The sequence below is a fragment of the Nocardiopsis sp. NRRL B-16309 genome (assembly GCF_001279585.1).
Taxonomy (GTDB): Bacteria; Actinomycetota; Actinomycetes; order Streptosporangiales; family Streptosporangiaceae; genus Nocardiopsis.
This window is the reverse complement of the sequence record NZ_LGEC01000091.1, coordinates 37998-63222: the sequence shown is the minus strand read 5'-3', so window position 1 is coordinate 63222 and position 25225 is coordinate 37998. Positions and strand designations below refer to the sequence as shown.

The 25225-nt window shown below is 72.7% G+C and carries 22 protein-coding genes and 1 tRNA gene; 5 read left to right on the top strand and 18 right to left on the bottom strand.

The window, feature by feature from the left end; genetic code table 11:
• Positions 1 to 26: 26 nt before the first annotated feature.
• The 4 genes from ADL05_RS20720 to nadD form a co-directional block, all read right to left on the bottom strand.
• Positions 27 to 99: transfer RNA gene (locus tag ADL05_RS20720), tRNA-Ala, on the bottom strand.
• Positions 100 to 178: 79 nt separating this feature from the next.
• Positions 179 to 802, bottom strand: a complete 624-nt coding sequence (locus tag ADL05_RS20715; protein ID WP_053618655.1) for a histidine phosphatase family protein — start codon at positions 800 to 802, stop codon at positions 179 to 181.
• Positions 803 to 822: 20 nt separating this feature from the next.
• Positions 823 to 1221, bottom strand: a complete 399-nt coding sequence (gene rsfS, locus ADL05_RS20710) for a ribosome silencing factor (RefSeq protein ID WP_053618654.1) — start codon at positions 1219 to 1221, stop codon at positions 823 to 825.
• A 17-nt stretch (positions 1222 to 1238) separates the two neighbouring features.
• Positions 1239 to 1886 carry a nicotinate-nucleotide adenylyltransferase gene (nadD, locus tag ADL05_RS20705; protein WP_082376650.1) on the bottom strand — a complete coding sequence of 216 codons (648 nt, stop codon included), beginning with the start codon at positions 1884 to 1886 and terminating at the stop codon, positions 1239 to 1241.
• 226 nt (positions 1887 to 2112) lie between these two features.
• Here nadD and ADL05_RS20700 point away from each other — a divergent pair, with 226 nt between their 5' ends.
• Positions 2113 to 3165: a M48 family metallopeptidase gene (locus ADL05_RS20700; RefSeq protein WP_053618653.1), complete on the top strand. Its 1053-nt coding sequence runs from the start codon at positions 2113 to 2115 to the stop codon at positions 3163 to 3165.
• Positions 3166 to 3321: 156 nt separating this feature from the next.
• On the opposite strand, the gene ADL05_RS20695 is transcribed toward ADL05_RS20700, so the two are convergent.
• The 4 genes from ADL05_RS20695 to ADL05_RS20680 all read right to left on the bottom strand — a co-directional run bounded on the left by ADL05_RS20695 (position 3322) and on the right by ADL05_RS20680 (position 9667).
• Entirely contained in the window at positions 3322 to 4056 is a 735-nt protein-coding gene (locus ADL05_RS20695) for a S9 family peptidase (protein ID WP_053618652.1), read from the bottom strand.
• A gap of 124 nt (positions 4057 to 4180) precedes the next feature.
• Entirely contained in the window at positions 4181 to 6613 is a 2433-nt protein-coding gene (locus tag ADL05_RS20690; RefSeq protein ID WP_053618651.1) for a bifunctional salicylyl-CoA 5-hydroxylase/oxidoreductase, read from the bottom strand.
• A gap of 88 nt (positions 6614 to 6701) precedes the next feature.
• Complete coding sequence (locus ADL05_RS20685) at positions 6702 to 8348, bottom strand: AMP-binding protein (RefSeq protein WP_053618650.1); 1647 nt, start codon at positions 8346 to 8348, stop codon at positions 6702 to 6704.
• 23 nt (positions 8349 to 8371) lie between these two features.
• A complete protein-coding gene (locus ADL05_RS20680) occupies positions 8372 to 9667 on the bottom strand; it encodes an acyl-CoA dehydrogenase family protein (protein ID WP_053618649.1) in 1296 nt (431 codons plus the stop codon).
• Between the two features lie 163 nt (positions 9668 to 9830).
• Between ADL05_RS20680 and ADL05_RS20675 the strand changes: the two genes are divergently transcribed.
• Entirely contained in the window at positions 9831 to 10727 is an 897-nt protein-coding gene (locus ADL05_RS20675) for a PaaX family transcriptional regulator C-terminal domain-containing protein (protein ID WP_082376648.1), read from the top strand.
• Here the strand turns inward: ADL05_RS20675 and ADL05_RS20670 are convergent.
• The 5 genes from ADL05_RS20670 to ADL05_RS20650 all read right to left on the bottom strand — a co-directional run bounded on the left by ADL05_RS20670 (position 10714) and on the right by ADL05_RS20650 (position 15673).
• The gene (locus ADL05_RS20670; protein WP_053618647.1) at positions 10714 to 11175 is read right to left on the bottom strand and encodes a RidA family protein; all 462 of its coding nucleotides are present in this window, start codon (positions 11173 to 11175) and stop codon (positions 10714 to 10716) included. The two genes, ADL05_RS20675 and ADL05_RS20670, sit on opposite strands and share 14 nt — an antisense overlap.
• Complete coding sequence (locus ADL05_RS20665; RefSeq protein WP_053618646.1) at positions 11175 to 12002, bottom strand: enoyl-CoA hydratase family protein; 828 nt, start codon at positions 12000 to 12002, stop codon at positions 11175 to 11177. The genes ADL05_RS20670 and ADL05_RS20665 overlap by 1 nt, the downstream gene beginning before the upstream one ends.
• On the bottom strand, positions 11999 to 12763 hold the full coding sequence (locus ADL05_RS20660; RefSeq protein WP_053618645.1) for an SDR family NAD(P)-dependent oxidoreductase: 765 nt from the start codon (positions 12761 to 12763) through the stop codon (positions 11999 to 12001). The genes ADL05_RS20665 and ADL05_RS20660 overlap by 4 nt, the downstream gene beginning before the upstream one ends.
• A 355-nt stretch (positions 12764 to 13118) precedes the next feature.
• Positions 13119 to 14090 (bottom strand): hypothetical protein, encoded by a 972-nt coding sequence (locus ADL05_RS20655; protein WP_053618644.1) that lies wholly within the window; start codon positions 14088 to 14090, stop codon positions 13119 to 13121.
• Between the two features lie 308 nt (positions 14091 to 14398).
• Positions 14399 to 15673, bottom strand: a complete 1275-nt coding sequence (locus ADL05_RS20650) for a glutamate-5-semialdehyde dehydrogenase (protein ID WP_053618643.1) — start codon at positions 15671 to 15673, stop codon at positions 14399 to 14401.
• 458 nt (positions 15674 to 16131) lie between these two features.
• Between ADL05_RS20650 and ADL05_RS20645 the strand changes: the two genes are divergently transcribed.
• From ADL05_RS20645 to ADL05_RS20635, 3 genes are all read left to right on the top strand, one after another.
• Positions 16132 to 17406: an AMP-dependent synthetase gene (locus ADL05_RS20645; protein ID WP_231640839.1), complete on the top strand. Its 1275-nt coding sequence runs from the start codon at positions 16132 to 16134 to the stop codon at positions 17404 to 17406.
• A gap of 142 nt (positions 17407 to 17548) precedes the next feature.
• Positions 17549 to 18511, top strand: a complete 963-nt coding sequence (locus ADL05_RS20640) for an aldo/keto reductase (RefSeq protein ID WP_053618642.1) — start codon at positions 17549 to 17551, stop codon at positions 18509 to 18511.
• Positions 18512 to 18608: 97 nt separating this feature from the next.
• Positions 18609 to 19073 carry a MarR family winged helix-turn-helix transcriptional regulator gene (locus ADL05_RS20635; protein WP_053618641.1) on the top strand — a complete coding sequence of 155 codons (465 nt, stop codon included), beginning with the start codon at positions 18609 to 18611 and terminating at the stop codon, positions 19071 to 19073.
• Between the two features lie 313 nt (positions 19074 to 19386).
• On the opposite strand, the gene ADL05_RS20630 is transcribed toward ADL05_RS20635, so the two are convergent.
• The 5 genes from ADL05_RS20630 to ADL05_RS20610 all read right to left on the bottom strand — a co-directional run bounded on the left by ADL05_RS20630 (position 19387) and on the right by ADL05_RS20610 (position 25170).
• Positions 19387 to 20439, bottom strand: coding sequence for a 3-oxoacyl-ACP synthase III family protein (locus tag ADL05_RS20630; RefSeq protein ID WP_053618640.1), 1053 nt, complete (start codon positions 20437 to 20439; stop codon positions 19387 to 19389).
• Between the two features lie 57 nt (positions 20440 to 20496).
• Entirely contained in the window at positions 20497 to 21552 is a 1056-nt protein-coding gene (locus ADL05_RS20625; RefSeq protein WP_156365939.1) for a cyclase family protein, read from the bottom strand.
• Between the two features lie 48 nt (positions 21553 to 21600).
• A complete protein-coding gene (locus ADL05_RS20620) occupies positions 21601 to 22350 on the bottom strand; it encodes an HAD family phosphatase (protein WP_053618638.1) in 750 nt (249 codons plus the stop codon).
• A 34-nt stretch (positions 22351 to 22384) separates the two neighbouring features.
• Entirely contained in the window at positions 22385 to 23473 is a 1089-nt protein-coding gene (locus tag ADL05_RS20615) for a ScbA/BarX family gamma-butyrolactone biosynthesis protein (protein WP_053618637.1), read from the bottom strand.
• A 146-nt stretch (positions 23474 to 23619) separates the two neighbouring features.
• A complete protein-coding gene (locus ADL05_RS20610; protein WP_053618636.1) occupies positions 23620 to 25170 on the bottom strand; it encodes an MFS transporter in 1551 nt (516 codons plus the stop codon).
• Between the last annotated feature and the right edge of the window lie 55 nt (positions 25171 to 25225).

The following is a 25225-nucleotide window of genomic DNA, read 5'->3' as shown; positions in this document are numbered from 1 at the left end:
CCCCGAGCAGGGTCGTCCTGAGTCCGTGGAGCTATGGGGATTCGAACCCCAGACCTCCTCCATGCCATGGAGGCGCGCTACCAACTGCGCCATAGCCCCGTGTGGGAGTCGTCGGGGGCGAGCCCCTTCCGACTCCCAGAACCATAGCGGAATCCGGCGCGAACGTCGAAACGGATTCTCAGGCGTCGTCGCTGAGGACGACCGGTTCGGGCAGGCTGGCGGCGTTGTGCTCCATCAGGCGCCACTGTTCGCGGCGCCGCTGGAGCACGGTCCAGCTGCAGTTGCTGAGCGGGCCGAGGATCTCGCGCTGCTCGTCGGGCACGCCCAGCATCCGGGCGATGGCCACGCGCAGCGCGGCCCCGTGGCTGACGACCACGAGCAGACCGCCCGCCGGGGTGCGCTCCAGCGCGCGGTCGACGGCCGCGCTCATGCGGTCGCCCACCTCGCTGATGTGCTCCCCGTCCGGGATGTCCATGCGCGCGTGCTCGATCGGCCAGCGGGCGGAGAGCTCGACGCCGGTCATGCCCTCCCAGGACCCGCCGAAGCGTTCACGCAGGCCCTTGTCGAACTCCACCGGGATCCCGCACGCACGGCTGAGGTACCCGGCGGTGTCGGCCGTGCGCTTGAGGTCGGAGGAGACGATGAGGGAGGGCCCCATCGCCGCGAGCAGCCGCCCCGCCCGCTCGGCCTGGGCGTGGCCGACCGGGTCGAGTTCGATGTCGGTCTGCCCCTGGAAACGGTTCTCGACGTTCCATGCCGTGCGTCCGTGCCGCCAGAACAGCACTCGAGGCGTGTCGCTCACGTGGTGTCTCTCCGCTCGGGTTACTGCTCGTCCAACGGGGTGCGGTCGGCGCCCCGCGCCCCCTCGGGGAGCTCGATCTCGGGGCAGTCCTTCCACAGCCGCTCCAGGCCGTAGAAGCCGCGCTCCTCCTCGTGCTGGATGTGCACGACGATGTCGGCGTAGTCGAGCAGCACCCACCGGCCGTCGCGTTCGCCCTCGCGGCGCACGGGCTTGGCCCCGCCCTCGATGCGGAGCCGGTCCTCGATCTCGTCGACGATCGAACGGACCTGCCGGTCGTTCGGCGCCGAGCAGAGCACGAAGGCCTCGGTGATGACGAGCTGCTCGCTGACGTCGTAGGCGATGATCTCCTGGGCGAGCTTGTCGGATGCGGCCTGGGCCGCGACCTTGACCAGTTCGAGTGCCCTGTCGGTGACTGTCACGTTGTGCTAGCTGCCTTTCAGCTCTCGCGGTAGAGCCCGGTCTTGTGGATGTAGCGGACGATGCCGTCGGGCACCAGGTACCAGATGGGTTCGCCCTTGCGGACCCGCTCCCTGCACTCCGTCGAGGAGATGGACAGGGCCGGTACCTCCACCAGCGAGACCTTGCCCTCGGGCAGTCCGGTGTCGCTGAGGTGGTGTCCAGGACGGTTACAGCCTACGAAATGCGCGAGCTCGAAAAGTTCGTCCACGTTGTGCCAGCTCAGAATGGCGCCGAGGGCGTCGGCCCCGGTGATGAAGAACAGCTCCACGTCGGGGCCGTAGGTGTGGCGCATCTGGCGCAGGGTGTCGATGGTGTAGGTGGGGCCGTCGCGGTCGATCTCCACCCGGTCCACGCGGAACTGGGGGTTCTCCGCCGTGGCGATGACCGTCATGAGGTAGCGGTCCTCGGAGGGGGTGACCTTGTCGAGGTCCTTCTGCCAGGGCTGGCCGGTCGGGACGAAGACGACCTCGTCGAGCCCGAACAGGTGGGCGACCTCACTGGCCGCGACGAGGTGTCCGTGGTGGATGGGGTCGAAGGTACCGCCCATGATGCCGACCCTGGCCGGGGCGGCTGCCTTGCGGCGGGTCGGTTCGCCCGCGGTCGCGCCGTCTGCTTCGTGCGCCACTGTGCGCTCCTGAGTCGTTTCACGGTGGACGTTGCCGGGATCGGCCAACCGAGGTTAGCCGACGCCGGCTCCGCGCCCCCTCATGCCCCTCGTGTACGTCAACGACCCGGAACACGCCGTACTTCCGAGAGCTTCCCGGAGCGATCGCGAGAGACCGGCGAATCGCGTCATATCTCGATGGCCCGAAACCGTGGCCAAGCGGCATCACGGCGCATAGCATGCCGATATGGCCAACACTCCAGACCGCGTACGCGTCCGGCTCCCAGAGATCTCACCCCGTGCCTACGAGCACCCCGCCGACCGCGGCGCGCTGGTCGCGCTGCGATCGCTGCGCGGGTTCGACGAGGTGTTCAAGCGCATGTCGGGCTTGTTCAACGAGCGCGCACTGCGACTCATGTTCCTGTCCGGCGCGGTGCGCGTGGGACCCACCCAGTTCCCGCACCTGCACGACTACGTCCGCGACGCCGCCTACGTCCTGGACCTGGACGAGGTGCCCGAGCTCTACGTCCAGATGAACCCCAAGCCCAACGCCATGGCGATCGGCAGCCAGAAGCCGTTCATCGTCATGACCACGGGCCTGTTCGACCTGTTGGAGGCGGAGGAGCAGCGCTTCGTCATCGGCCACGAGGTCGGACACATCCTGAGCGGGCACGCCGTCTACCGCACGATGCTGCTGGCGCTGATCCAGCTCGCGGCCCGCGTGGCGTGGATCCCCCTCGGCTACATCGGGCTGCGCGCCATCGTCGCCGCCCTGGAGGAGTGGTACCGCAAGTCCGAGCTCTCCTGTGACCGCGCCGGCCTGTTGGCCTGCCAGGACCCCGAGGCCGCCAAGCGCGCCCTGATGAAGCTCGCGGGCGGCTCCAAGCTGGTGGAGATGAACCCGGACGCCTTCCTGGAGCAGGCACGGGAGTACGAGTCCGGCGGCGACGCCCGCGACAGCTTCCTCAAGCTGCTCAGCCTGATGGGCACCACGCACCCCTTCGCGGTGGTGCGCCTGGCGCAGCTGCACCGGTGGATCGAGGACGGCTCCTACCAGCGCATCATCGACGGCGACTACCCGCGCCGCGCGAGCGACCGCGACGCCAGGGTGGGCGAGGAGGCGCGCAACGCCGCCAAGTCCTACAGGGAGTCCTGGGAGCGGTCCGAGGACCCGTTGCTGGGCACCCTGCGCGACGTCGCGGGCAGCGCGGCCAGCGCCGGCGGGAAGATCTTCGACAGCGTCGCCGACCGCTGGCGCGGCGGCCCGCGCCGCGACGAGGGCGCCAACGGCTCCTCCTGACCGGTCGGCTGCGGGCGGCCCTGCGGGGCCGCCCTCCGCCGGTCCCGTCGCCGGGGGCGGTTCCGACGCGCGCGGAGCGGGGCCGCGGGGAGTCGCGACCACGGCCGGCAGGGGCGGCCGGGCACCGTACGGCGCGGGACCACCCCTCCGGGTGGATCACCCCTCCAGGTGGGCGCGCACACCCCGCCAGGCCGCGTGTGCCGGATCGATGACCGCGAAGTGGTCGGCGCCGGCCACCTCGTGGTAGGCCACGGAGTCCCCGGCGTCCCGCGCCGCGGCCACGTAGTCGCGGCTGTGCTCCACCGGGACGCGCTGGTCGGCGTCGCCGTGGACGACCAGCAGCGGCACCCCGGCCGGCACCCGCCGCACCGGCGAACTGGCGGCGTACAGCTCGTCCGAGGGGTCCGCGCCCAGGAACGGGGTGACGGCGCCCTCCCCCAGCCCCGCCCGGGCACTGCGCTCCAGATCGGTGACGGGCGCCAGGGCCACCACCGAGGTCACCGGGGTCCGCTCCGCCGTAGCGGCGTTGAGCAGGGCCAGGTGGCCGCCGGCGGAGTGGCCGATGGCCACCACCCGGGCCGTGTCGAACCGGCCCGGCGCGCGGGCCGCGGTGTCGGCGACCAGTTCCAGGGCGTCAGAGACGTCGTCGAGGGTGCGGGGCCAGCCGCCGCCGTCGGCGCCGGTCCGCCGGTACTCCACGTTCCACACCGCCCATCCGGCGTCGGACAGGTCGCGGGCCAGGGGGTCCATGAGGTGGGCGTCGTGCTGGTCGCGCCACCAGCCGCCGTGCAGCACGACCGCGACGGGAGCGGGCGCGCCGCCGGTCCCCCGCGCCTCCCACCGGTGCACGGTCTGGCTGGGATGGGCGCCGTAGGACTCGGTGGTCGGCACGGGTGCTCCTCGCGGTCGGGGTGCCTGCGGGTCAGGTCTCGGGTACCGGTGTGGACGGGTCGGGTCTCGGGTGCCGGTGCGGCCGGATCGGGCGCCGCGTGTCCGGCGCGCGTGCGCGCCCTGGTCACCGGCCCGGGCGCCAGCGCCGGTGGCGGGTCCTGGCGCCGCCGTCCAGCAGCTCCAGGCGCGGGCGGGGGCCGTCCGTGCGCCCGGTGGGCGGCTTGCGGCTGCCCGCCCGGAACGGGATCGGCCAGGTGGCGCCCGGCCCCTCGTATCCCTGCTCGGCCGCGGCGTGCAGCGTCCAGTGCGGGTCGTACAGGTGCGGCCGGGCGAGCGCGCACAGGTCGGCGCGCCCGGCCAGGACGGTCGAGTTGACGTCATCGTAGGACGAGATCGCCCCCACCGCGATCACGGGCACGGCCGCCTCCCGGCGGATCCGCTCTGCGAAGGGCACCTGGTAGCCGCGTCCGAAGACGGGCCGTTCGTCGGGGGTGACCTGGCCGGTGGAGACGTCGATGGCGTCGGCTCCGGCGTCGGCGAACGCGCGGGCGATGGCCACGGCGTCCGCCGCGGTGGTGCCGTCCTCGACCCAGTCGGTGGCGGAGATGCGCACGGTGAGCGGCTTGTGGTCGGGCCAGACGGCGCGGACGGCCGCCATGACCTCCAGCGGGTAGCGCAGCCGGCCCGCCAGGTCGCCGCCGTAGCGGTCGGTCCGGTGGTTGGTGACCGGCGACAGGAAGCTGGAGAGCAGGTAGCCGTGGGCGCAGTGCAGCTCGAGGACGTCGAACCCGGCGCGGTCGGCGGCCCGCGCGGCGGCGGTGAAGTCGTCGCGGACCACCGCCAGCCCCTCGGCGTCGAGCTCGCGCGGGACCTGGTTGACGCCCGGCCGGTAGGGCAGCGGTGAGGGCGCCACGACCGGCCAGTTGCCCTCGGGCAGCGGCTGGTCGATGCCCTCCCACATGAGGCGGGTGGAGCCCTTGCGCCCGGAGTGGCCGAGCTGGACGCCGATCCGCGCCCGGGAGTGCTCGTGCACGAAGTCGGTGACGCGGCGCCAGGCGGTCTCGTGCTCGGGCCGGTACAGGCCGGTGCAGCCGGGCGTGATGCGTCCCTCGGCCGACACGCACACCATCTCGGTCATGACGAGCCCGGCTCCGCCCAGCGCCTTTCCGCCCAGGTGGACCAGGTGGAAGTCCTGCGGCGTGCCGTCCACGGCCGAGTACATGTCCATGGCCGAGACCACGACCCGGTTGACGAGTTCGGTCTCTCCCAGCCGGAAGGGGTGGAACATCGGGGGCCGCCGTTCGGCGGCCGGTGGACCGGCGGCGGCACCGCCCCGGGATCCGGTGCCGGTGTCCGAGCCGGTGTCTGAGCCGACGCCCGTGCCGGCGGCGGACGCGACCTGGCCGGCGAACCAGTCGTCGACGCGGGCCACGAACTCGGGGTCGCGCAGGCGCAGGTTGTCATAGGTGACCCGGCGGCTGCGGGTGAGCAGGTTGAACGCGAACTGGACGGGTTCCTGACCCACGTGCCCGCCGATGTCCTCGAACCACTCCAGACTGGCCTGGGCGGCGCGCTGGGTACTGGCCACGAGGGGGACGCGCTCGGCCTCGTAGGCGGCCAGGGCCGCGTCGAGGGAATCGTTCTCGTGCAGGCAGGCGGCGAGGGCCAGGGCGTCCTCCATGGCGAGTTTGGTGCCCGAGCCGATGGAGAAGTGGGCGGTGTGCGCGGCGTCGCCCAGCAGCACGGTGTTGCCGTGCCGCCAGGTGGCGTTGCGCACGGTGGTGAAGCTCTGCCACCGCGAGTGGTTGGGCCGCAGCCGGTGCCCGTCCAGCACCTCGGCGAAGAGCTTCTCGCAGCGGGCGATGCTCTCGGTGTCACTCGCCCCCGGTGCCGGGTCGCGCGGGGCGAGGTCGGCGAACCCGGCCGCGCGCCACACGTCCTCGTGCATCTCCACCAGGAACGTGCTGGTGTCCGTGGCGTAGGGGTAGCAGTGCAGCTGCATCACGCCGTGCGGTGTCTCCAGGACGTGGAACCGGAAAGCGTCGAAGACCAGGTCCGTGCCCAGCCACATGAACCGGTTGCCGCGGCGGTCGAGGGTGGTGCCGAAGGCGTCGGCGTGCGCGGCCCGGGTCGCGCTGTTGGCGCCGTCGGCGGCCACGACGAGGTCGTGGGTGCGGGCCAGCCCGGCCGCGGGCGGTGCCTCGGTGCGGGTGCGCACCACGACGCCGAGTTCGGCGCAGCGGGCGCGCAGGATCCGCAGGAGGCGCCGGCGCCCGATCGCCGCGAACCCGTGGCCGCCGGAGGTGACGACGGCGCCCCGGTAGTGGATGTCGATGTCGTCCCAGCGCGCGAACTCCGCCGCCAGCGCGGCGTACGCCTCCGGGTCGGCGTGCTCGATGCCGCCGAGGGTCTCGTCGGAGAGCACGACGCCGAACCCGAACGTGTCGTCGGGCGCGCTGCGCTCGTAGACGGTGATCTCGTGCGCGGGGTCGAGCCGCTTGGTCAGTGCCGCGAAGTAGAGGCCGCCGGGACCGCCCCCGACGCACGCGATGCGCATGCCGCCCGCCTTTCTGCTGGATTCGGTTCCGGTCCGCGTCCCCGGCCCCGGCCGTGCGCCCGGGACACGCTGGTCCTGCGGTCCCGGCTCAGGGCGCCTCGCGGAGCTTGAACCGCTGGAGCTTGCCGGTGGCCGTGCGGGGCAGCGCGGCCAGGAACTCGATGGACCGCGGCGTCTTGTAGGGGCTGATCCGCTCGCGGACGTGCGCCTTGAGCCGGGCGGCCGTGTCGTCCCCGGGGGCGGTGCCCTCGCGCAGGACCACGTAGGCGCGGGCGATCTGGCCGCGCTCGGGGTCGGCCACGCCCACGACGGCGGCCTCCTCCACCTCCGGGGCGGTGAGCAGTGCCTCCTCCACCTCCGCGGGGGAGATGTTGTAGCCGGCGGAGACGATCATGTCGTCGCTGCGCGCCCGGTACCACAGGTAGCCGTCCTCGTCGCGGACGTAGGTGTCGCCGGTGACGTTCCAGCCGTGCCGGACGTAGACGGTCTGGCGCTCGTCGGCGAGGTAGCGGCAGCCGACCGGGCCCCGGATCGCCAGGTGGCCGGGCTGGCCGTCGGGCACGGGCCGGCCGTCGTCGTCCAGGACGGCGGCGGTGAAGCCGGGGACCGGCACACCGGTGGAGCCGGGGCGCAGGCGCTCGTCCGAGGAGGACACGAAGATGTGCAGCATCTCGGTGGCCCCGATGCCGTCGAGCATGCGCACCCCCGTCGCCTCGTACCAGGCCCGCCAGGTGGCGGCGGGCAGGTGCTCCCCGGCGGAGACGCACCGGCGCAGGCCGGACAGGTCGTAGCCGTTCCGCCCGTCGGCCTCCAGTCGCGCGAGCATGGCGCGGTAGGCCGTGGGCGCGGTGAACACGATCGTCGCGCCCCGCGCGGAGACCGCCTCCAGCAGGGCCTCGGGGCGGGGGCGCTCCAGGAGGAGCGAGGAGGCGCCCGCGCGCAGGGGGAAGACGAGCAGCCCGCCGAGGCCGAACGTGAACCCGAAGGGCGGGCTTCCGGTGAAGACGTCCTCCGGGGTGGGCCGGAGCACGTGCGCGGAGTAGGTGTCGGCGATCGCCAGGACGTCGCGGTGGAAGTGCACGCAGCCCTTGGGGGCTCCGGTGGTGCCGGAGGTGAAGGCGATCACGCAGGCGTCGTCCGCGGCGACGCGGACCGCGGTGAACGGTGCGGGGTGGCGCTGTGCGCGCGCCGTGAGGTCGTCGGGGCCGGTGCCCCCGTAGGCCAGGACCGTGGGAGCGGCGCCCAGGTCGGCGGCGCTGTCGGCGCAGGCGGTGGCCAGCTCGTCGAGGAAGCGGGCGTCGCACAGGGCGTGGGTGACGCGCGCGGAGCGAAGGACGGTGGCCAGTTCGGTCGACCGCAGGACGGGCAGGACGGTGACGGCCACGCCCCCGGCCTTGAGGACGGCGAGCCAGCAGGCGGCGGTCCACGGGGAGTTGGGGCCGCGCAGCAGGACGCGTTGGCCGGGGACCAGGCCGGTCTCCTCCACGAGCACGTGCGCGATCCGGTCGACGCGGTCGCGCAGATCGCCGTAGGTCCAGGACTCGTCCTCGCCGGTCAGGCACGGGCGATCGGCGCCGTGGGCGGCGATCGTGCCGTCCAGGAGGTGCTCGGCGCAGTTGAGGCGGTCGGGGTAGGAGGGCGCGCGGTCGAACGTGAGGACGGGCCACTGGTCCGGCGGCGGCAGGTGGTCGCGGGTGAACGTGTCGACGTGGCCGGTGGGTGACAGGGACGACATGGAGGCCTCCGGTCGGGGCGGGGCTACGAGTGCCGAGCGATGATCTGGCGCTGCACCTCCGAAGCGCCTTCGTAGACGCGGGGCGCGCGGACCTCGCGGTAGAGGTGTTCGAGCAGGTGGCCGCGTTCCAGCGCGCGGGCTCCGTGCAGCTGGACGGCGGCGTCGACGACGTACTGGGCGGTCTCGGTGGCGAAGAGCTTGGCCATGGCCGAGCGGACGGTGACGGCGTCGCCGCCGGAGTCGTACTCCTGCGCGGCGGAGTAGACGAGCAGGCGGGCCGCCTCGGTGCGTGTGGCCATCTCGGCCAGGGTGTGGGCGACCGTCTGCATCCGGTCCAGCGGGCCGCCGAAGGCCTCGCGCTCGCGGGTGTGCGCCCGGGCGGCGGCCAGCGCGGCGTCGGCCATGCCCACCGCGAACGCCCCGACGCTGGGGCGGAACAGGTCGAGCGTGCGCATGGCCACGGGAAAGCCCTGGTCGGGGATGCCGATGACGTCGTCCGGACCGACGGGGACGCCGTCCAGGACCAGGTGGCCCAGGGCGTGCGGAGAGAGCATCTCCAGCGGTGTGCCCGACAGTCCGGGGCGGTCGGCGGGCACGAGGAACGCGGTCACGCCCCGCGACCGGGTGCCCGGAGTGGTCCGGGCGAAGACGGTGTAGAAGTCGGCGTCGGGCGCGTTGGAGATCCACGTCTTCTCGCCGTGCAGGCGCCAGCCGCCACCGTGGGGGCGCGCGGCCAGGGCGAGGGCGGCGGCGTCGGACCCGGCGCCGGGCTCGGTGAGGGCGAAGGCGGCCACGGCCGTGCCGGAGGCGGCGGCGGGGATCCACCGGCGGCGCTGGTCGTCGGTCCCGGACTGCAGGACGGGATAGGCGCCCAGGCCCTGCAGGGCCAGCGCGGTCTCGGCGTGGGTGTCGACGCGGGCGAGCCGTTCGCGGAGCAGGCAGATCCGGGTGGCGGGTGCCTCCCGCGGTCCGTCGGCGGCGTCGTCACCCCTGCCGTCGCTCCCGGCACCGCTGTCACCACCCTCACCGCCCCCGGCACCGCCGTCACCACGCCCATCGCCCCCGGCAGCACCGTCACCGCCCTCACCGCCCCGGGCAGCACCGTCACCGCCCCCATCGCCCCCGGCACCGCCGTGACCGCGCCCGCCGGCCCCGGGGAAGAGCGCCGCGAGGAGTCCGGCCCCGGCCAGGCGGCGCAGCAGCCCGCGGTCGACCCGGCCCGGCGGGGCCTGCGGCCCCCCGGAGCGCGCGAGTTCCGCGGCGCGCGCGTCCACCCAGTCGGCGAACGCGCGGTCGGCGTCGGTCAGGGAGAACCCCATGGGCGACCTCGACTCTCGTAGTGATCCACCCCACATTCCCGAATCTACAGGAAGCATGACGGCCGTCAATAGAGCAACATGAAGTATCGACCGGCGCCGCCCGTACGACCCCGCCCCCGACGCGGCCCGGGGCCCGTCGGCCCGGCCGCGCTATCGTGTGTCCGTGACGTCAAACAGCGAACAGGCACCCCCGGCCGCGACCGGGGACTCCGAGAGGGTCAACCGCCGCCCGCGCTCGCTGATCGTCTCCTTCTTCGGCACCTACGCCCGCGACATCGGCGGCTGGATCAGCGTCGCCGACCTCATCGCGCTCATGGCCGAGCTCGGCGTGGACGCGCCCTCGGTGCGCTCGGCCGTCTCCCGGCTCAAACGGCGCGGCCTCCTGGCCCCCGAGCGCCTCGGCGGCGTGGCCGGATACCGGCTCTCCGACGAGGGTCGGCGCATCCTCGCCGAGGGCGACCGCCGCATCTTCGGCCACCAGGTGGCCAGGGTCGGCGACGGCTGGGTGCTCGTGGTCTTCTCCGTCCCCGAGTCCGAGCGGCGGCGCCGGCACGCACTGCGCTCCCGGCTGACCACGCTCGGGTTCGGCACGACCGCCGCCGGGGTGTGGATCGCGCCCGCGCACATGGCCGACCAGGCCCGCCAGGCCCTGCGCGACCTCGGCATGGACGGCTACGCGGAGCTGTTCCACGCCACCCACCTGGACTTCCGGGACCTGGGCGAGGCGGTGGCCCTCTGGTGGGACCTGCCCGCCCTCCAGGCGATGTACCAGGAGTTCCTGTCCGAGCACGAGCCCGTCCTGGGCGCCTGGCGCCGCGGCGGACCCGCGGGGCGCACGGGCCCCGCCGGAGCGGGCGACCCGCGGGCGGCGGCCTTCGCCGACCACCTGCGGACCGTCGACGCCTGGCGCCGGATGCCCTTCCTCGACCCGGGGCTGCCGCCCGAGCTGCTGCCCGGCCCGTGGGCGGGCAGCCGTGCCTCCCGGGTGTTCTTCGACCTGCACGCCCGGCTGCGCGAGCCCGCCCTGGCCCACGTGCGCGCGGTGGTCAGTCGGGGATGACGGCCAGTCCGACGAGCTCGACCAGGGCCCCGGGCTCGTAGAGCTCCGTGACGCCGAACAGGGCCATCGCCGGGTAGTGGCGTCCCAGGTGGCGGCGGTAGGTCCGGCCGATGTCCCTGGCGGCGGCCCGGTAGCCGGCGACGTCGGTGGTGTAGACGGTGAGGTTGACGAGGTGCTCGGGCGCGGCGCCCGCGGCCCGCACGGCGGTCACCACGTTGGCCAGGGCCAGGTCGAACTGGGCGGTGATCCCCTCCGCGGCCAGGCGCCCGTCCACCCCCGAGGCGATCTGCCCCGCCAGGTGGACCGTCGTGCCCGGTGCCGTCACGACGGCGTGCGAGAAGCCGACCGGAGGCCCGAGTTCGGGCGGATTGACCAGGCTGTGCGGGGTCGGCAGCATGGGGTTCGGTCGGAAGTCGTCCAGCGGGACGTCGTTCGGTTCCGGTTCCATCAGCGGCCCTTCCATTCGGGTCGGCGCTTGCCGGTGAAGGCGGCGTGGAACTCGGCGTAGTCGGCGCTCTTCATCAGCAGTGCCTGGGTCATGGCCTCCAGCTCGATCGAGCCGGACAGGTTCATGTCCAGCTCGCGCGAGAGCAGGGCCTTGGTCTGGGCGTAGCCGAAGGCGGGTCCGCCCGAGAGGCGCTCGGCCAGCGCGGCGACCGCGGAGTCCAGGGCGTCGTCCTCGACGAGTTCGCTCACCAGCCCGCAGCGGTCGGCCTCCTGCGCGCCGATGGTGTCGCCGAGCATGAGCAGCCTGGTGGCGTGGCCGAGCCCGACCACGCGCGGCAGCAGGTAGGCGGCGCCCATGTCGGCGCCGGAGAGCCCCACCTTGGTGAAGAGGAAGGCGAACCGGGCCGAGCGGGCCACCACCCGGAAGTCGGCGGCCAGGGCGAGGACGGATCCGGCGCCGGCCGCGATGCCGTGCACTCCCGCGATCACCGGGACCGGGCACTCGCGCATGGCCTTGACCACCTCGCCGGTCATCCGGGTGAAGGCCAGGAGGTCGTCGGGGTCCATCCGCAGGGTCGCGCCGATGATCTCGTCGACGTCGCCGCCGGAGCAGAACCCGCGCCCGCTCCCCCGCAGGACCAGGACCCGGGTGTCGCCGCGGTGGGGGAGTTCGAGCAGCAGGTCGCGCAGGTCGGCGTAGGCCTCGAAGGTCAGCGCGTTGAGCTTGTCGGGGCGGTCGAGGGTCACCGTCGCCACCCCGTCGGCCCGGTGGAGGTCGAAGTGGTCCCAGCGGTCGGTCAGGGGTACGGACCCCCGGAACGGACTCACGAGTGGATGCCTCCTCCGTCGATGGTCAGGGTCTGGCCGTTGACCGCGCGCGCCGCCGGGCTCACGAAGTAGGCGACGGCGGCGGCCACCTCCTCCGGTTCGACGAGGCGGCCCAGGGGTGAGGCCGCGGCCAGGGCGGCCTCGGCCTGGCCGGCGTCGCGTCCGGTGCGCTCGACGATGTGGGCCACCGAGCGGTCGGTCATGGGGCTGCGGACGAACGTGGGGCACACGGCGTTGCTGGTGACGCCGGTACCCGACACCTCGGCCGCCACCGCACGGGCCAGCCCGAGCATGGCGTGTTTGGAGGCGGTGTAGGCGGCCGTGTAGCGGGCGCCCACGAGCGCCGCGGTGGAGGCGATGAACACGACCCGCCCGTGGTCGCGTTCGAGCATGCCGTTGAGCAGGGTGCGGGTGAGCAGGAAGGCGGAGGTCGCGTTGACGCGGATCTGGTCCTCCCACAGCTCCAGGCCGGTCCCGCGCAGGGGCGCCGTCCGCGCGGTCCCGGCGTTGTTGACCAGGACCGACACCGGTTCGAGCCGCTCGGCGACCGAGACCGCCTGCTGTTCGTCGCGCAGATCGCACACCTCGGTGCGCACGGCCAGGCCGTAGGCTCCGGCCTCCCGTTCCAGGGCGGCCAGGCGCGCGGAGTCGCGCCCGAGGGCCACGACCTCGTACCCCTCGGAGGCGAGCGCGACCACGATCGCCCGTCCGATACCGCCGGATCCTCCCGAGACCACGACACGCCGCACGGAGTCAGCCATGTGTGGACTGTATCACTCGACCATGACCGTCGTCATGGTTCCAACATAGAATCGTCCGGCTCCCCGACCGGGCTCCCCGGGTCCCTTCCATGGTCCCTTCCCGTTCGCGCGGCGATGACCCGCACTCCCGCGTCGATCGCCCCGGCGCGGACTCCGGGCACGTCCCTGACCCCGTGGCCCGCCCCTCCCGTACCGGTGGCGACGACCCGCACGCGGGCTCCACTGGTGTCCGGCGGGGCCCCGGACACACGACAGCGCCGACGGTGTGGGGCCCGTCGGCGCTGCTTCGGTGTTCGTGTCCGCCCGGCTGTGGGGACCGGGCACCCGGCTGTGGGGACCGGGACGTCAGGTGTCCCTAGAAGGCGGGACCGGCCTCCATGGCCTCGTCGATGGTCTCGGAACGCGCTTCCTCGACCTCGTCCTGCAGGCCGTCCTCGTGCTCGGCGAACTCCTCGGTGACGGCGGCGGCCAGGGCGCGCAGGGCGACCTCCTCGGTGAGGATCTCGCCGCGCACGCGGTTGGCGTCGCCGACCTGGGCGGTCGGCTGGTTGCCGGAGGTGACCAGGTCCCCGCCGACGATGTTGTTGTCGACGTAGGCGCCGCCGGTGACGTCGCTGACGGTCAGGTCGCCGTCCACGTAGTTGACCGAGGAGCAGAAGTCCTCCTGCTCGCCGGCGCCGACCGCGATCGGGCCGGTGCCGCCCGTGAACGTGGCGTCGCCGATCACCTCGCTGTCGCACAGGATGCCGCCGCTCGTGGCACCGGTGACCGTGAGGTCGCCGCGCACGGCGGTGTCGTAGACGTCGGCGAACTCCACACCCTCGGCCTTGACCGCGCCGTTCACGTGCGAACCGGTCACGTAGACCGTGCCGGTGGAGGCGTTGATGTTGCGCACGCTGGAGTCGACGACGTAGGCGAAGCCGTCGTTCTCGGCCCCGTCGACGGCGACCGCGCGCACGGCGGCGCCGGTGGAGCTGTCCTCCAGGTAGGTGCCGTAGGAGCCGCGGTTGACGACCCGGTCGCCGACCGAGGTCTCCGAGGCGTCGAAGTAGCCGTCCTTGCGGACGATCACCTCGCCCTCGATCTCGCCGCCGACGACGTGCAGGTTGGCGCCCTGGCGGACGATCACGTCGCCCTGGACGACCGTGCCGTCCAGGAAGCAGCTCTTACCCGCCGGGACCGCCAGGTCCGTCGGCAGTGTGATGGCACCGCCGTGTCCCGAACACACGGTGACCAGGTCTGCCTGGGCCGGGGAGGCCATCAGGGTGGATCCGCCGACGGCCAGTGCCGCCACGGCCACGGTCGCGGCCTTGTTCCGGAGCTTCATGCGAGGGGGTTCCTCTCGTGGTGACTGCGGGGGAAACGGGCGCTCCTCGGTGACCGAGAGCGGGGAGAGCGCCGTGACACCTCAGCGAAGCTACCGACTCATGGTCGCTTTGGGAATCCTCTTTGGACGAATATCCGCTTCCGTCCAGGTTTCCAACACGAGAATGGACCGCGTGCCAAGGCATTCCGGGACCGCACGGGTGTGCGGGCGCGGGCGTCGACCGCGGGAAGGAGGAGGCCGCCCGGAACTCCGGGCGGCCTCGCGGCACGGCGTCGCGCGCACGGCCTCGGACGGCCCCGCGCGTGCGGCTACTTCAGGTGTCCGTCCCCCGTGACCACGTACTTCGTGGAGGTCATCTCGGTGAGCCCCATCGGTCCACGGGCGTGCAGCTTCTGCGTGGAGATGCCGATCTCCGCGCCGAAGCCGAACTCGCCGCCGTCGGTGAACCGCGTGGAGGCGTTGACCATGACCGCGGCGGAGTCCACCCGGGACACGAAGTACCGGGAGGCCCGCAGGGAGTCGGTGACGATGGCCTCGGTGTGCTGCGTGGAGTACCGGCGGATGTGCGCGAGCGCGTCGTCGATGGTGGGCACCACGCGCACGGCCAGGTCCATGGACAGGTACTCGGTGGCCCAGTCCTCCTCGGTGGCCTCGACCACGGTCGCCGGGGAGCCGTGGGCGGCGGCGACCGACAGGACGCGCTCGTCCCCGTGCACCGTCACCCCGGCCTCGGCGAGGGAGTCCAGGACACGCGGCAGGTAGGCGTCGGCGACGTCCGCGTGGACCAGCAGGGTCTCGGCGGAGTTGCACACCGAGCACCGCTGGGCCTTGGCGTTGGTGGCGATGGCCACCGCCTTGTCGAGGTCGGCGTCGGCGTCCACGTAGACGTGGCACAGCCCCTCGCCGGTCTCGATGACCGGAACGGTGGAGTCGCGCACGACCGACTGGATGAGCGTCTTGCCCCCGCGCGGGATGAGGACGTCGACCAGGCCGCGGGCCTTCATCAGGGCGGTCGCGGACTCGCGGGTCCGGCCGGGCACCAGCTGGACGGCGTCGACGGGGACGCCGGTGCCCTCCAGGGCCTCCCGCAGGACCGCGACGATCGCGCTGTTGGAGGAGTAGGCGGAGGAGGAGCCGCGCAGCAGGACCGCGTTGCCGCTCTTGAGGCACAGGGCCGCGGCGTCCACCGTGACGTTGGGGCGGCCCTCGTAGATGATGCCGATGACGCCGAGCGGCACGCGGATCTGGCGCAGGTCCAGGCCGTTGGGCAGGACACCGCCGCGCACGGACTCGCCCACGGGGTCCGGGAGCTCGACGATCTCCCGCACGGCGTCGGCGATGGCCTCCACGCGCTGCGGAGTGAGGGTGAGCCGGTCGATCATCGCCGGCGTGGTGCCGTCCGCCTTCGCCCGCTCGACGTCCTCGGCGTTGGCGGCCGTGACCTCGTCGGCGCGCTTGACGAGGGTGTCGGCGATCGCCAGCAGGGCGGCGTCCTTCACGGCGCGGCTGAGCGGGGCGAGGTCGGCCGCCGCGTCCTTGGCCCGTGCGGCCACCGTGTGGACCTCGCGCTCGATGTCACTCATCACAGACTTCCTCGCTCGGGCGGGCGCCCCGTCGGGCCCCGCGGCGGTGCGGTGCTCCCGGGTGATCGGGTCCAGCTTATAGCGCGGGCCCCGCGACGGCACGGGGCCGGGCACGAATCCGATGCTCCGCCCCCCTTTCACCGTCGAAATACTTCCTGGTGAAGTGATCAAGGTCATATCTGGAAACGCCGCCGCCGAGCCAATCCGGAAGCCGCCCCCCACGACGGAATATAACGATCGGTACACACCTGGTCACCGATGCCGTGACTTCGCTCCGGATTCTCGTCGCACACTTCTGCTTAACTGCTTCATGTGCGTGGTTCCGGCTTCGGCCCCGTCCGCCACTGAATGCGAAATGGCAGGGCGTTTCCCGGTACTTCCAGTTCATTTACGGCACCGCAATCGATCCGGGTGGCCAGTATTGGCCATCTCGGAATACAAGGAATGCGAGTACGAGAATGACGATGACCTTCGAAGCGCGAGTATCACGCCGAGGGGGCCAGTCCCTGAGGCAGGCACTGGCCAGGCTCTCCAGGATCCCGGTCCTGCGGGACAAGTACGGCAGCTTCACCGGCAGCCGTCCACTGGACCTGGCCGACCTGCCCACGCTGGCGCGGGACGAACTGGGCCGGGCGATCGACGCCCTGGTGCGCAGCGACCCCGCGGCCCTGACCCGGGCCTCGCTGCACGTGATGGGCGGCACACGGTCCACCATGCGCTTGGGCGCGGTCCCCTCCGACCTGTATCTGGACGAGATCGCGCCGCACGTGCGCCCCCTCGAGCCGGGCGACCTGCTCGTCACCCTGAGCACTCCCTTCCACATGCGCGCGTGCCACGATCTGCACAACGCGCTCGCCGCCCGGGCCGGAGTGCCCACACTGTCCATGGACGCCCCGACCGACCAGATGATCGACGCCTACCTCGACCTGTTCGAGCGGCACGGCGTCACCGCCCTGGCCACCACCCTGGACACCCTTCGCAGTGTGCTGCGCTTCTGCGCGGCCTCCGGCCGCGACCTGGGCTTCCTGCGCAAGGTGCTCTGGAGCGGGCCGGCCATGGACGCCGACACACGCTCCCTGATCCGCACGCACTTCCCCCACCTGCGCGCCTGGAGCCTGTTCGGGTCGGCCGAAACCTGGATCATCGGCCACAGCGGCCCCGACTGCGCGGTCGACACCTTCCATCCCCTCCCCTACCAGCACACCGAGATCACCGGCGGGCGCATGCTGGTCACGGTCACGCACGGCAAAGCCGTCATTCCCCTGCTGCGCTACGACACCGGCACCACCGCCGAGTGGACGACGTGCCCATGCGGCCTGCCCGGACGCGCGGTCCGCACCCACAGCCGCATCGACGCCCCGCAGGGGCCGCTCAGCCGCCTGGTCTCCCCGCACGATCTGGTCCCGCTGGCCCTCCAGGTCGACTCGGTGGAGGCCGCCCAGGTCATGGTGGTCTCCCCGCACACCGAGGACGAGCGCCTGCACCTGCGGGTCCGACTGCGCCCCGGGACCGAAACCGACCTGTACACCGCCCCGACCTGTACACCGCCGAGTGGATCCGTCACCACGTGCTGTCCGGCTGCCTGGCCCTGGCCGAGGCCGTCGAAGAGGCCCCGGAGACCTTCGAGGTCATCGTCTCCCGCCACCTGCCGCACGAGTCGCCGGAAGGCACGGCCCCGCCCCTGGTGGTCCGGGAGGGCGGCCACCTCCTGGAGTCATCGATGTCGATGTTGAATCAGAGTCCTTATGATAGGTTGACCCCATAGATTCAGGAGGATAGGCCGTACGCGCCGTCCACGGCGTCCTCGCCGTGTCCCCCGCAGGAGGCGCCGTCCCTGAGTCGCGTCGAACACGACCACCGACCACAGGAGTACGTATGCGGACCGTCCCGTTGACCACCAACGGCCCCGACGTATCCGTCCAGGGGCTCGGCTGCATGGGCATGAGCGAGTTCTACGGCCCCAGCGACGAGACCGAGTCCCTCGCCACCCTTCACCACGCCCTGGACCAGGGCCTCAACTTCCTCGACACCGCGGACATGTACGGGCACGGGGCCAACGAGCAGTTGGTCGGAAAGGTGGTCCGAGAGCGCCGCGACGAGGTCGTCCTGGCCACCAAGTTCGGGATCATCCGGGACCGGGACACCGGGGCCCGGAGCTTCCGGGGGGACCCGGAGTACGTGCGCACGGCCTGCGACGCCAGCCTCTCCCGCCTCGGCGTCGACACCATCGACCTCTACTACATGCACCGCCGCGACTCCTCCGTCCCCATCGAGGAGACCGTCGGGGCCATGGCCGACCTGGTCGCCCGGGGCAAGGTCCGCCACCTCGGGCTGTCCGAGGTGAGCGCCGAGGAACTGCGCGCCGCCCACTCCACGCACCCGATCACCGCCGTGCAGTCGGAGTGGTCGCTGTGGAGCCGTGACGTGGAGGAGTCCGTCGTGGCGGAGTGCGCGCGCCTCGGTGTGGGCTTCGTTCCCTACTCCCCGCTGGGCCGGGGCTTCCTCACCGGCGCGCTGCCCGCGGAATCCGAGCTGGCACCCGACGACTTCCGGCGCGGCAAGCCGCGCTTCTCCGGTGAGAACGCCGTGCGCAACCAGGCGCTGCTCGACATCGTGCAACGGGTGGCCGCGGCCCACGGCGCGACCCCGGGGCAGGTGGCGCTGGCCTGGGTCCACGCCCAGGCCGAGCGGTGGGGGCTGCCCGTCGTGCCCATCCCGGGCACCAAGCGGCGCGCCCGCCTGGACGAGAACCTCCGGGGCGCCGACCTGGTCCTGGCCCAGGAGGACATCGCCGACCTCGACACCATCGCCGCGGCCACCTCGGGCGCGCGGTACTGACTCCCCCGTGCCGGGGGCGGCTCGCGCCGCCCCGGTACCGGCCGGGTCCACGGCCGACGAGCACGGAGGGACGAGCGCCCTGAGATACGATTCCCAGATGACCCAGCTTCCCATGGACCAGCGGATCGGTCATCACCTCAAGCGTGCCGAGCAGGAGCTGATCTCCGCGAAGCACGCCGTTCTGCGGCAGTTCAACCTCTCGGTCCCCCAGTACACGGTGCTCCTCGTCCTGTCCGAGGAGCCCGGGGCCTCAGGTGCGATCCTGGCCCGCCGGTGCCTGGTGACCCCCCAGACGATGTCATCGGTGCTCGCGACGCTGAGCAGGCGTGAACTCATCGAGCGCAAACCCCACCCGCTGCACTCCCACATCCTGGAGACCCGGCTCTCCCCCAGCGGCCGCGCCCTGCTCGAACAGGCGGACGAGGCCGCGATCCGGGTGGAGAAGCGGTTGAGCGGCGCCTTCACCGCGGATGAGGAGAAGGATTTCGTGCGCTTTCTGGGACGGTGCGCCGAGGTCTGCGCCGAGGCACGCACCGAATTGGTGGACCTGAACGAGGAATGACACCGGGCCCGCGGGCGCGCCCACGGGCCCGGGTCTACTCAAAGCCGGGCGCGGCGTCCAGGATCATGTGAGCGACGCCGTCGGCATGGCGCACGACGGCCTGGATCCGGAACACGGTGGGCGTCACGGAATGCGGATCCGTGTCCGGTGGTCCCGTGGTGTCCCGAATCCTTTCCGAGGAGGAATCCGGGAACGGCCACGACGGCCGGCGGGATATGGACGGAACCGCGTATCCGCGCGAATGGCGCCCCCGGAGTGTGCGCGTACGCGCGGTCCCCGGCGGCCCGCCCCCGCGCGTCCCCGGGACGGGACCTCACGCGGGGACGTGGACGGGGGCCGCCCCGACGCGGGTGTCGTGGCGGACGGGGCTCGGGACCTCGGCGACGGGGCTCCACCGCACCAGGGCCAGCCCGACGCTCATGCCGCCGCCGAAGCCCGCGAGCAGGACGAGGTCGTCCCGCTGGAGGAGGCCGGACCGGTGCACCGTGTCCAGGGCCACGGGGATCGATCCCGCACCCGTGTTCCCCTGTGTCTCCACGGTCAGGTGCAGGTGGGCGTGGTCCAGCCCCAGCGAGGGCCAGATGTCGGTGAGCATCGCGCCGTTGGCCTGGTGGGGGACGAAGTGGCGGACGTCGTCCCTGTCCACGCCCAGCCCGTCGAGCATCCGGTGGATCGTGCCGGGCAGACGCCGGGTGACGTACTCCCGCACGCCCCGCCCCTCCATCTGGAAGAAGTGCTCCCCCCGCTCCAGGGTCTCCGGGGAGGCCGGCAGGCGTGAGCCGCCCGCGGGCACCCGGATCAGGTGGTGGTGGTCGCCGTCGGTGAGCAGCTCGGTGCCGATGACGCCGGCGCGGTCGTGGGCCGGGCCCAGCAGGACCGCTCCCGCGCCGTCACCGAACAGGACGGCGGTCCTGCGGTCGCCGTAGTCGAGGATGCGGGAGTAGATGTCCGCGCCGATGACCAGGGCGTAGGCGTCCCCGTGGGGGCGCAGCAGGTGTTCGGCCACGGAGAGGGCGTAGACGAACCCGCTGCACACCGCGTTGACGTCGAAGGCGGCGGCCGACCGGGCGCCCAGCAGGTCCTGGGTGATGCTGGCCGTCGCCGGCTGGGGGTGGTCCGGAGTGGACGTGGCGACGATGACGTAGGCGAGCCGGTCGGCGGGAACGCCCGCCTGGGCCAGGGCCCGGCGGCCCGCTTCGGCGGCGAGGTCGGAGGTGGCCTGGTCCGGTGCGGCGCGCCTGCGCTCCCGGATCCCCGTCTTACGGCGGATCCACTCGTCGGTGACACCCGCCGCGTGGGCGAGCGGGGCGTTTCCGACCACGTCGGTCGGCAGGTACGAGCCCGTACTGAGGATGGCGATCGTCATCGTGCTGTCTCCTTCTTGCTGTATGGCTGTGAGGAGGACGGTGGCCCCCGGGCCCGGTCAGACCAGGGCCGTGGCCCGCACCGGAGCGCCGAACCCGCCCCGGAGGCGGGGCACACCGACCATGAGCACGGCCCCCTTGTCGGGCACCTGGTCGAGCGCGGCCAGGTTCTCCAGCCCGTAGTGGCCGGTCGTCAGCAGGATGCTGTGGACGACGGGCTCGGGGTCGGCGCCGATGTCCAGGCTGGGCGTGTCGACGCCCAGCCCCACGACGCCCCTGCCGGTGACCAGGAAGTCGGCGGCCTCCGCGGTGAAGCCGGGAAAACGCGTCGCACCGGTGACCGGGTCGACGTTGAGGAAGTCCCCCGGGCTGTCGACCCTGCGGTACCAGCCGCTGTCCATGGCCACGAACGCCCTCCGGGGCACGCGGCCGTTCGCGCGCTCCCAGGCCCGGATGTCGGCCACCGTGACCCCGGTGACGTTGTCCTGTTCGGCGCGGTCGGCGATGCGGATGACCACCAGCGGCGCCACCAGGTCCTTCAGTGGGACCTCGTCGACGGTGGCCAGACCGTTCTCCCAGTGGGCGGGCACGTCGATGTGCGTGCCCGAGTGCTCGTTGAAGGTCCACTCGGCGGTGTTGAAGCCGATCTCGTCCTCGAACATCACCTGGTTCTGCTCGGGCTTGCGCACGAACCGCTCGAACACCGGGAAGTCGGCGCTGAGCGGATGGGTGAGGTCGGCCATCCGCACCCGTCCGCTGTGCAGCAGTTCCGGCAGCCGGTGCACGGGGCCGCGCGGCGCCGTGGGGGCCGCGGCCGCGGCGGCCGGTCCGGCCAGCACGGTCGCACCGGCCAGGCCGAAGGCTCCGGCCACCGCGGTGCGCAGCGCGTGGCGGCGGCTGGCGCCCCCGGGCCGGGGGCCCTCGGAGGTCCGGGCCGGACCGGGCTCCGTCGAAGGGCGGGTGCCCTCGGGCCGGCGCTCGCGCACCGCCCGGCGGGTCCGCTCCGGTGCGCCGCCCGCGGGCGGCGTGTCGGCGGCGGAGGGGGCGTGGTGGTGCGGGCAGGCGTGCCCGCCCTCGCCGCCGATGGCGGCCATGATCATCGCGGGGGAACACATGGGTCGTCTCCTTGAACAGAACGTGTGGCGTGATCGGACGTGCCGGTCTCACCGGTCGGACGAGCGGGATGCTCCCCCGACGGGGGCCGTCCCGGCCGTCGTGGGGTGCGGCGCGAGTCTGATGCGCTCCCACCCGTGGGTTTCGGCGTGCTCGGCGAGCACCGCGTCCTCGCCGACGGCGACCGGGCGGCCCACGGCCGACAGCAGTGGCAGGTCGCTCGCGTGGTCGCCGTAGGCGGTGCAGTCGGCGAGGGGGACGGCGTGTACCGCGGCGGCCGCACGGGCCGCCGTCCCCTTGGTCGCGCCGATCATCGGGACGAGGACCTCCCCGGTGAGGAACCCGTCGCGGACCACCGGCCGGGTCCCCAGCGCCCAGTGGGCTCCCGCGGCCTCGCCGACCGGTTCCAGGCAGGCGAAGAAGGATCCCGACAGCAGGACGACCAGGTCTCCCTCGGCGCGGTGCCGGCTCAGCCGCTCCAGGACCGGGGAGTGCCAGAACCCGGGGTCCAGGGCGGCCTCGGCGAACCACTCCCGGCCCCGCGCCCGCAGGTCGACGGCGGACTCACCCGCCATGAGCCGGTAGTAGAGGCGGTTGACGTCCCGGCGGGGCACGCCCCGGGCCGCCGCGGCGCTCAGTTCGGCCACGGCCCGTTCGTAGGAACCGGCGGACCGGGAGCCGTCCCGGAGGTGGAACTCCAGGAACGAGAACATGCTCTTGGGTCCGATGAGCGTCTCGTCCACGTCGAAGAAGGCGATGCTCCGGACTCCCGTACCGGGCACGCCACCTGTGGCGATCATGGGTTCTCCTGTCTGTGGAGCGGTGCGGCCGGTGTCACGAGGGGAAGCGGACGAGGCCGACGTCCATCCGGCAGATCGACGCGCCCCCCTGGAGCACGTCCACCTCGACGGCGGTCGGGCCGGTGCCGTCCCCGTCCCCGGACGCGAGGAACTCCACGACCCCGCCCTGGGTGTAGTAGACGCCGTGCGCGGGCTCGTTCGCGGGCACGACGCGGGCCCGCAGGTCGGTCCGGGGCTCCAACTCGCCGAAGCTGGTGAAGGAGGCGGTGATCTCGGCCGGGTAGGCCTTGGCGGGCGAGGTGCCCTGGGCTTCCAGGAGCGTGTTCAGGGCCAGCTGGCGGCCGGCCTCGACCAGCACCATGCCCGGAAGGTGGTCCTGGGCGTGGTCGAACAGGCTCGGATGGTGGGGCAGCACCCGCAGCGAGGCCGACGCGGTGTCACCGTCGCCGGCGAGCCCGGCCAGGACCACGTTGTCGTTGCTCGTCCGGCCGACCAGGTAGGGGGTGGGCACCTCACCGGCGACGGTGAAGTCGAAGGTCGCCGTGGAGGGCACCGGGGCGCCCTCCCGGTTGCGCAGGCGCAGCGCCCGGTAGCTCTCGGGGGACTTGAAGCGCAGTCCGACGAGGGCGTTGCCGACCTCGGTGCCGTCGACGAAGAGCCGGAACCGGGCGTCGTAGCCGACCACGCGCCCCTCCTTGACCCGCTTGTCCTCGACCGAGCACAGCATCCTGAGCTCGCACGGCGCCGAGCCCACGGCCATGCGTTCGGGCCTGGTGATGCTGATGCCCAGGGAGGTGAGGACGAACTTGTGGTCGAAGGGAACGCCGTAGTGGGTGTGCGCGATGGCCAGGCCCACCTGTCGGCACGCTTCGAGCAGCAGCACCGGGTCGTGGCGGCGGGGGCGCAGCAGGTGGTCGCCGTAGTAGGCGTGCGAGCGGGGGAGCTGGGAGGCGGCCGCGTGCGCGTCGTCGCCCAGGGACTGGGTGTCGGTGACGAAGACCTCCGCCAGGGACTCCCGGTGGACGACGGTGCGGTCGAGGGTTCGGACGTAGTCCAGGCGCGGGTCGTCGGTCCGGGTGGCGGCCGTGTCTCCGGTGAGGAGGGGGTGCACGGGCATCTGCATGGATCTGTCTCACTTTCCTCGGGTGCGTGAACCTGGGGCGGTGGGAAGACCGCTGAGCGGGGCGGCCCCCGAAGGAGCGGCGGACGGAGCGGGGTCCCGCGGTCGCTCGCGTGGGAGAAGTCGAAGGTGTGCGGGGGGCGGCCCCCTCAGCCGGCCTTGCGCAGTTCGCTTTCCTTGACGACCAGGAAGGTGACCACCGCGCCGGCCAGCGCGAGGAGGGCCAGGCCGAGGAACGCGGTGTGCATGGCGGAGGTGAGGCTGGCCGAGACCGCTTCCAGGGCGGAGTCGCGGTCGGCGGAGGCGAACTGGCCCAGCGCCGTGTCCAACCGCCCCTGGGTGGCCTCTCCCGCCAGGACCCGCTCCTGTTCGGTGGTGGCGAAGGGCAGGTCGAGGCCGCGCAGGGAGAGGGTCGCCAGCAGTGAGCCGGCACCCGCGATGGCCACGCTCTCCCCCGCGATGCGCATGGTGTTGAAGATCCCGGAGGCCATCCCCGCGCGCTCGACCTCCACCGAGCTGAGGGCGGCGTTGTCCATGACCCCGAAGGCGCTGCCCACTCCGACACCGAACACGGCCAGCGGGGCCGCGAGCGCGGTCCAGGGCTGGCCCGGCTGGAGGACCATCAGCCACAGCGAGCCGCCCGCGATGAGCAGCGAGCTGGTGGCGAGCATGAACCTCAGGGGGATCCTGGCGGCGAGCTGGCCCGCGAGCATCGGCAGGGCGAGCACCGGCAGGGTCAGGGGAAGGAGCAGTGCCCCGGCCTCGGCCGCGCCGAACCCGCCGACGCCCTGGAAGAAGGGCGGCAGGTAGACGAGCAGGACGACGAATCCGAAGGTGATGGTGAAGGGCTGGCAGACGACCACGACGAAGGTGGGCCGGGTGAACAGCGACAGGTCGAACATGGGGCGCCGGACCCGCGACTCCACGACGACGAAGGCCGCGAGGAAGAGGACGAAGCCGACCGCGGACCCGATCGCGCCCGCGCTGAGCCATCCGGTCTCCGCGCCCTGGACGAAGGCCATGGAGAGCAGGAACAGGCTGGTGCTGAAGGTGATGACGCCGCCCCAGTCCACGCTGGTGGCGTCGGGGTCGCTCGACTCCCGGAGCGAGCGCACCAGGAGCAGCACGACGGCGGCGAACACGAGGTTCATCAGGAACACCATGCGCCAGTTGAGGAAGTTGACCATCAGTCCGGCGACGAAGGGCCCCATCGCCAGGCCGAACCCGAAGGAGGTCCCCAGCACGCCGAAGGCCCGTGCCCGGGCGGCCCCCCGGAAGGCGTCGGCGAGGATCGCGGCACCGCTGGTCATGATGCCCGCCGCGCCGACGCCCTGGACGGCCCGGGCGATGTCGATGACGATGATGTTGGACGACAGTCCGATGACGGTGGCCATCGCGGTGAAGACCACGAGGCCCACGACGAGGATCCGGCGCCTGCCGAACCGGTCCGCGAGTCCGCCCGCGGCGAGCATGAACGCCGCGAAGGTGACGTTGTAGGCGTTCTGGACCCACTGCGCCTCGCCGACACTGGCGTCCAGGTCGGCCGCGAGCTGGGTGAGCGCCACCGCCGGAGCGGTGACGGCGAGTGGCAGCATCACGCTGGCCAGGGCCACGGCCACGAGGGTGGCCGCCTGCTGCCCTCTGGTCAGTCGGTCCGGGGCGATCCGGGCGCCCTGCGGATTCGTTGCGTCGATCGCCATACCCTCACCTTTGATTCGTCTTCTTACAACCATCCACTTAACGATGAGAGTAAGG

Coding starts and splice junctions, on each gene's coding strand:
- ADL05_RS20635 (WP_053618641.1), top strand. CDS start 18,609: ATGACCCAGCTTCCCATGGACCAGCGGATCGGTCATCACCTCAAGCGT.
- ADL05_RS20615 (WP_053618637.1), bottom strand. CDS start 23,473: ATGCAGATGCCCGTGCACCCCCTCCTCACCGGAGACACGGCCGCCACC.
- ADL05_RS20645 (WP_231640839.1), top strand. CDS start 16,132: ATGACGATGACCTTCGAAGCGCGAGTATCACGCCGAGGGGGCCAGTCC.
- ADL05_RS20690 (WP_053618651.1), bottom strand. CDS start 6,613: ATGCGCATCGCGTGCGTCGGGGGCGGTCCCGGCGGCCTCTACTTCGCG.
- ADL05_RS20610 (WP_053618636.1), bottom strand. CDS start 25,170: ATGGCGATCGACGCAACGAATCCGCAGGGCGCCCGGATCGCCCCGGAC.
- ADL05_RS20685 (WP_053618650.1), bottom strand. CDS start 8,348: ATGTCGTCCCTGTCACCCACCGGCCACGTCGACACGTTCACCCGCGAC.
- ADL05_RS20680 (WP_053618649.1), bottom strand. CDS start 9,667: ATGGGGTTCTCCCTGACCGACGCCGACCGCGCGTTCGCCGACTGGGTG.
- ADL05_RS20655 (WP_053618644.1), bottom strand. CDS start 14,090: ATGAAGCTCCGGAACAAGGCCGCGACCGTGGCCGTGGCGGCACTGGCC.
- ADL05_RS20700 (WP_053618653.1), top strand. CDS start 2,113: ATGGCCAACACTCCAGACCGCGTACGCGTCCGGCTCCCAGAGATCTCA.
- ADL05_RS20620 (WP_053618638.1), bottom strand. CDS start 22,350: ATGATCGCCACAGGTGGCGTGCCCGGTACGGGAGTCCGGAGCATCGCC.
- ADL05_RS20630 (WP_053618640.1), bottom strand. CDS start 20,439: ATGACGATCGCCATCCTCAGTACGGGCTCGTACCTGCCGACCGACGTG.
- ADL05_RS20640 (WP_053618642.1), top strand. CDS start 17,549: ATGCGGACCGTCCCGTTGACCACCAACGGCCCCGACGTATCCGTCCAG.
- ADL05_RS20625 (WP_156365939.1), bottom strand. CDS start 21,552: ATGTGTTCCCCCGCGATGATCATGGCCGCCATCGGCGGCGAGGGCGGG.
- ADL05_RS20650 (WP_053618643.1), bottom strand. CDS start 15,673: ATGAGTGACATCGAGCGCGAGGTCCACACGGTGGCCGCACGGGCCAAG.
- ADL05_RS20660 (WP_053618645.1), bottom strand. CDS start 12,763: ATGGCTGACTCCGTGCGGCGTGTCGTGGTCTCGGGAGGATCCGGCGGT.
- ADL05_RS20670 (WP_053618647.1), bottom strand. CDS start 11,175: ATGGAACCGGAACCGAACGACGTCCCGCTGGACGACTTCCGACCGAAC.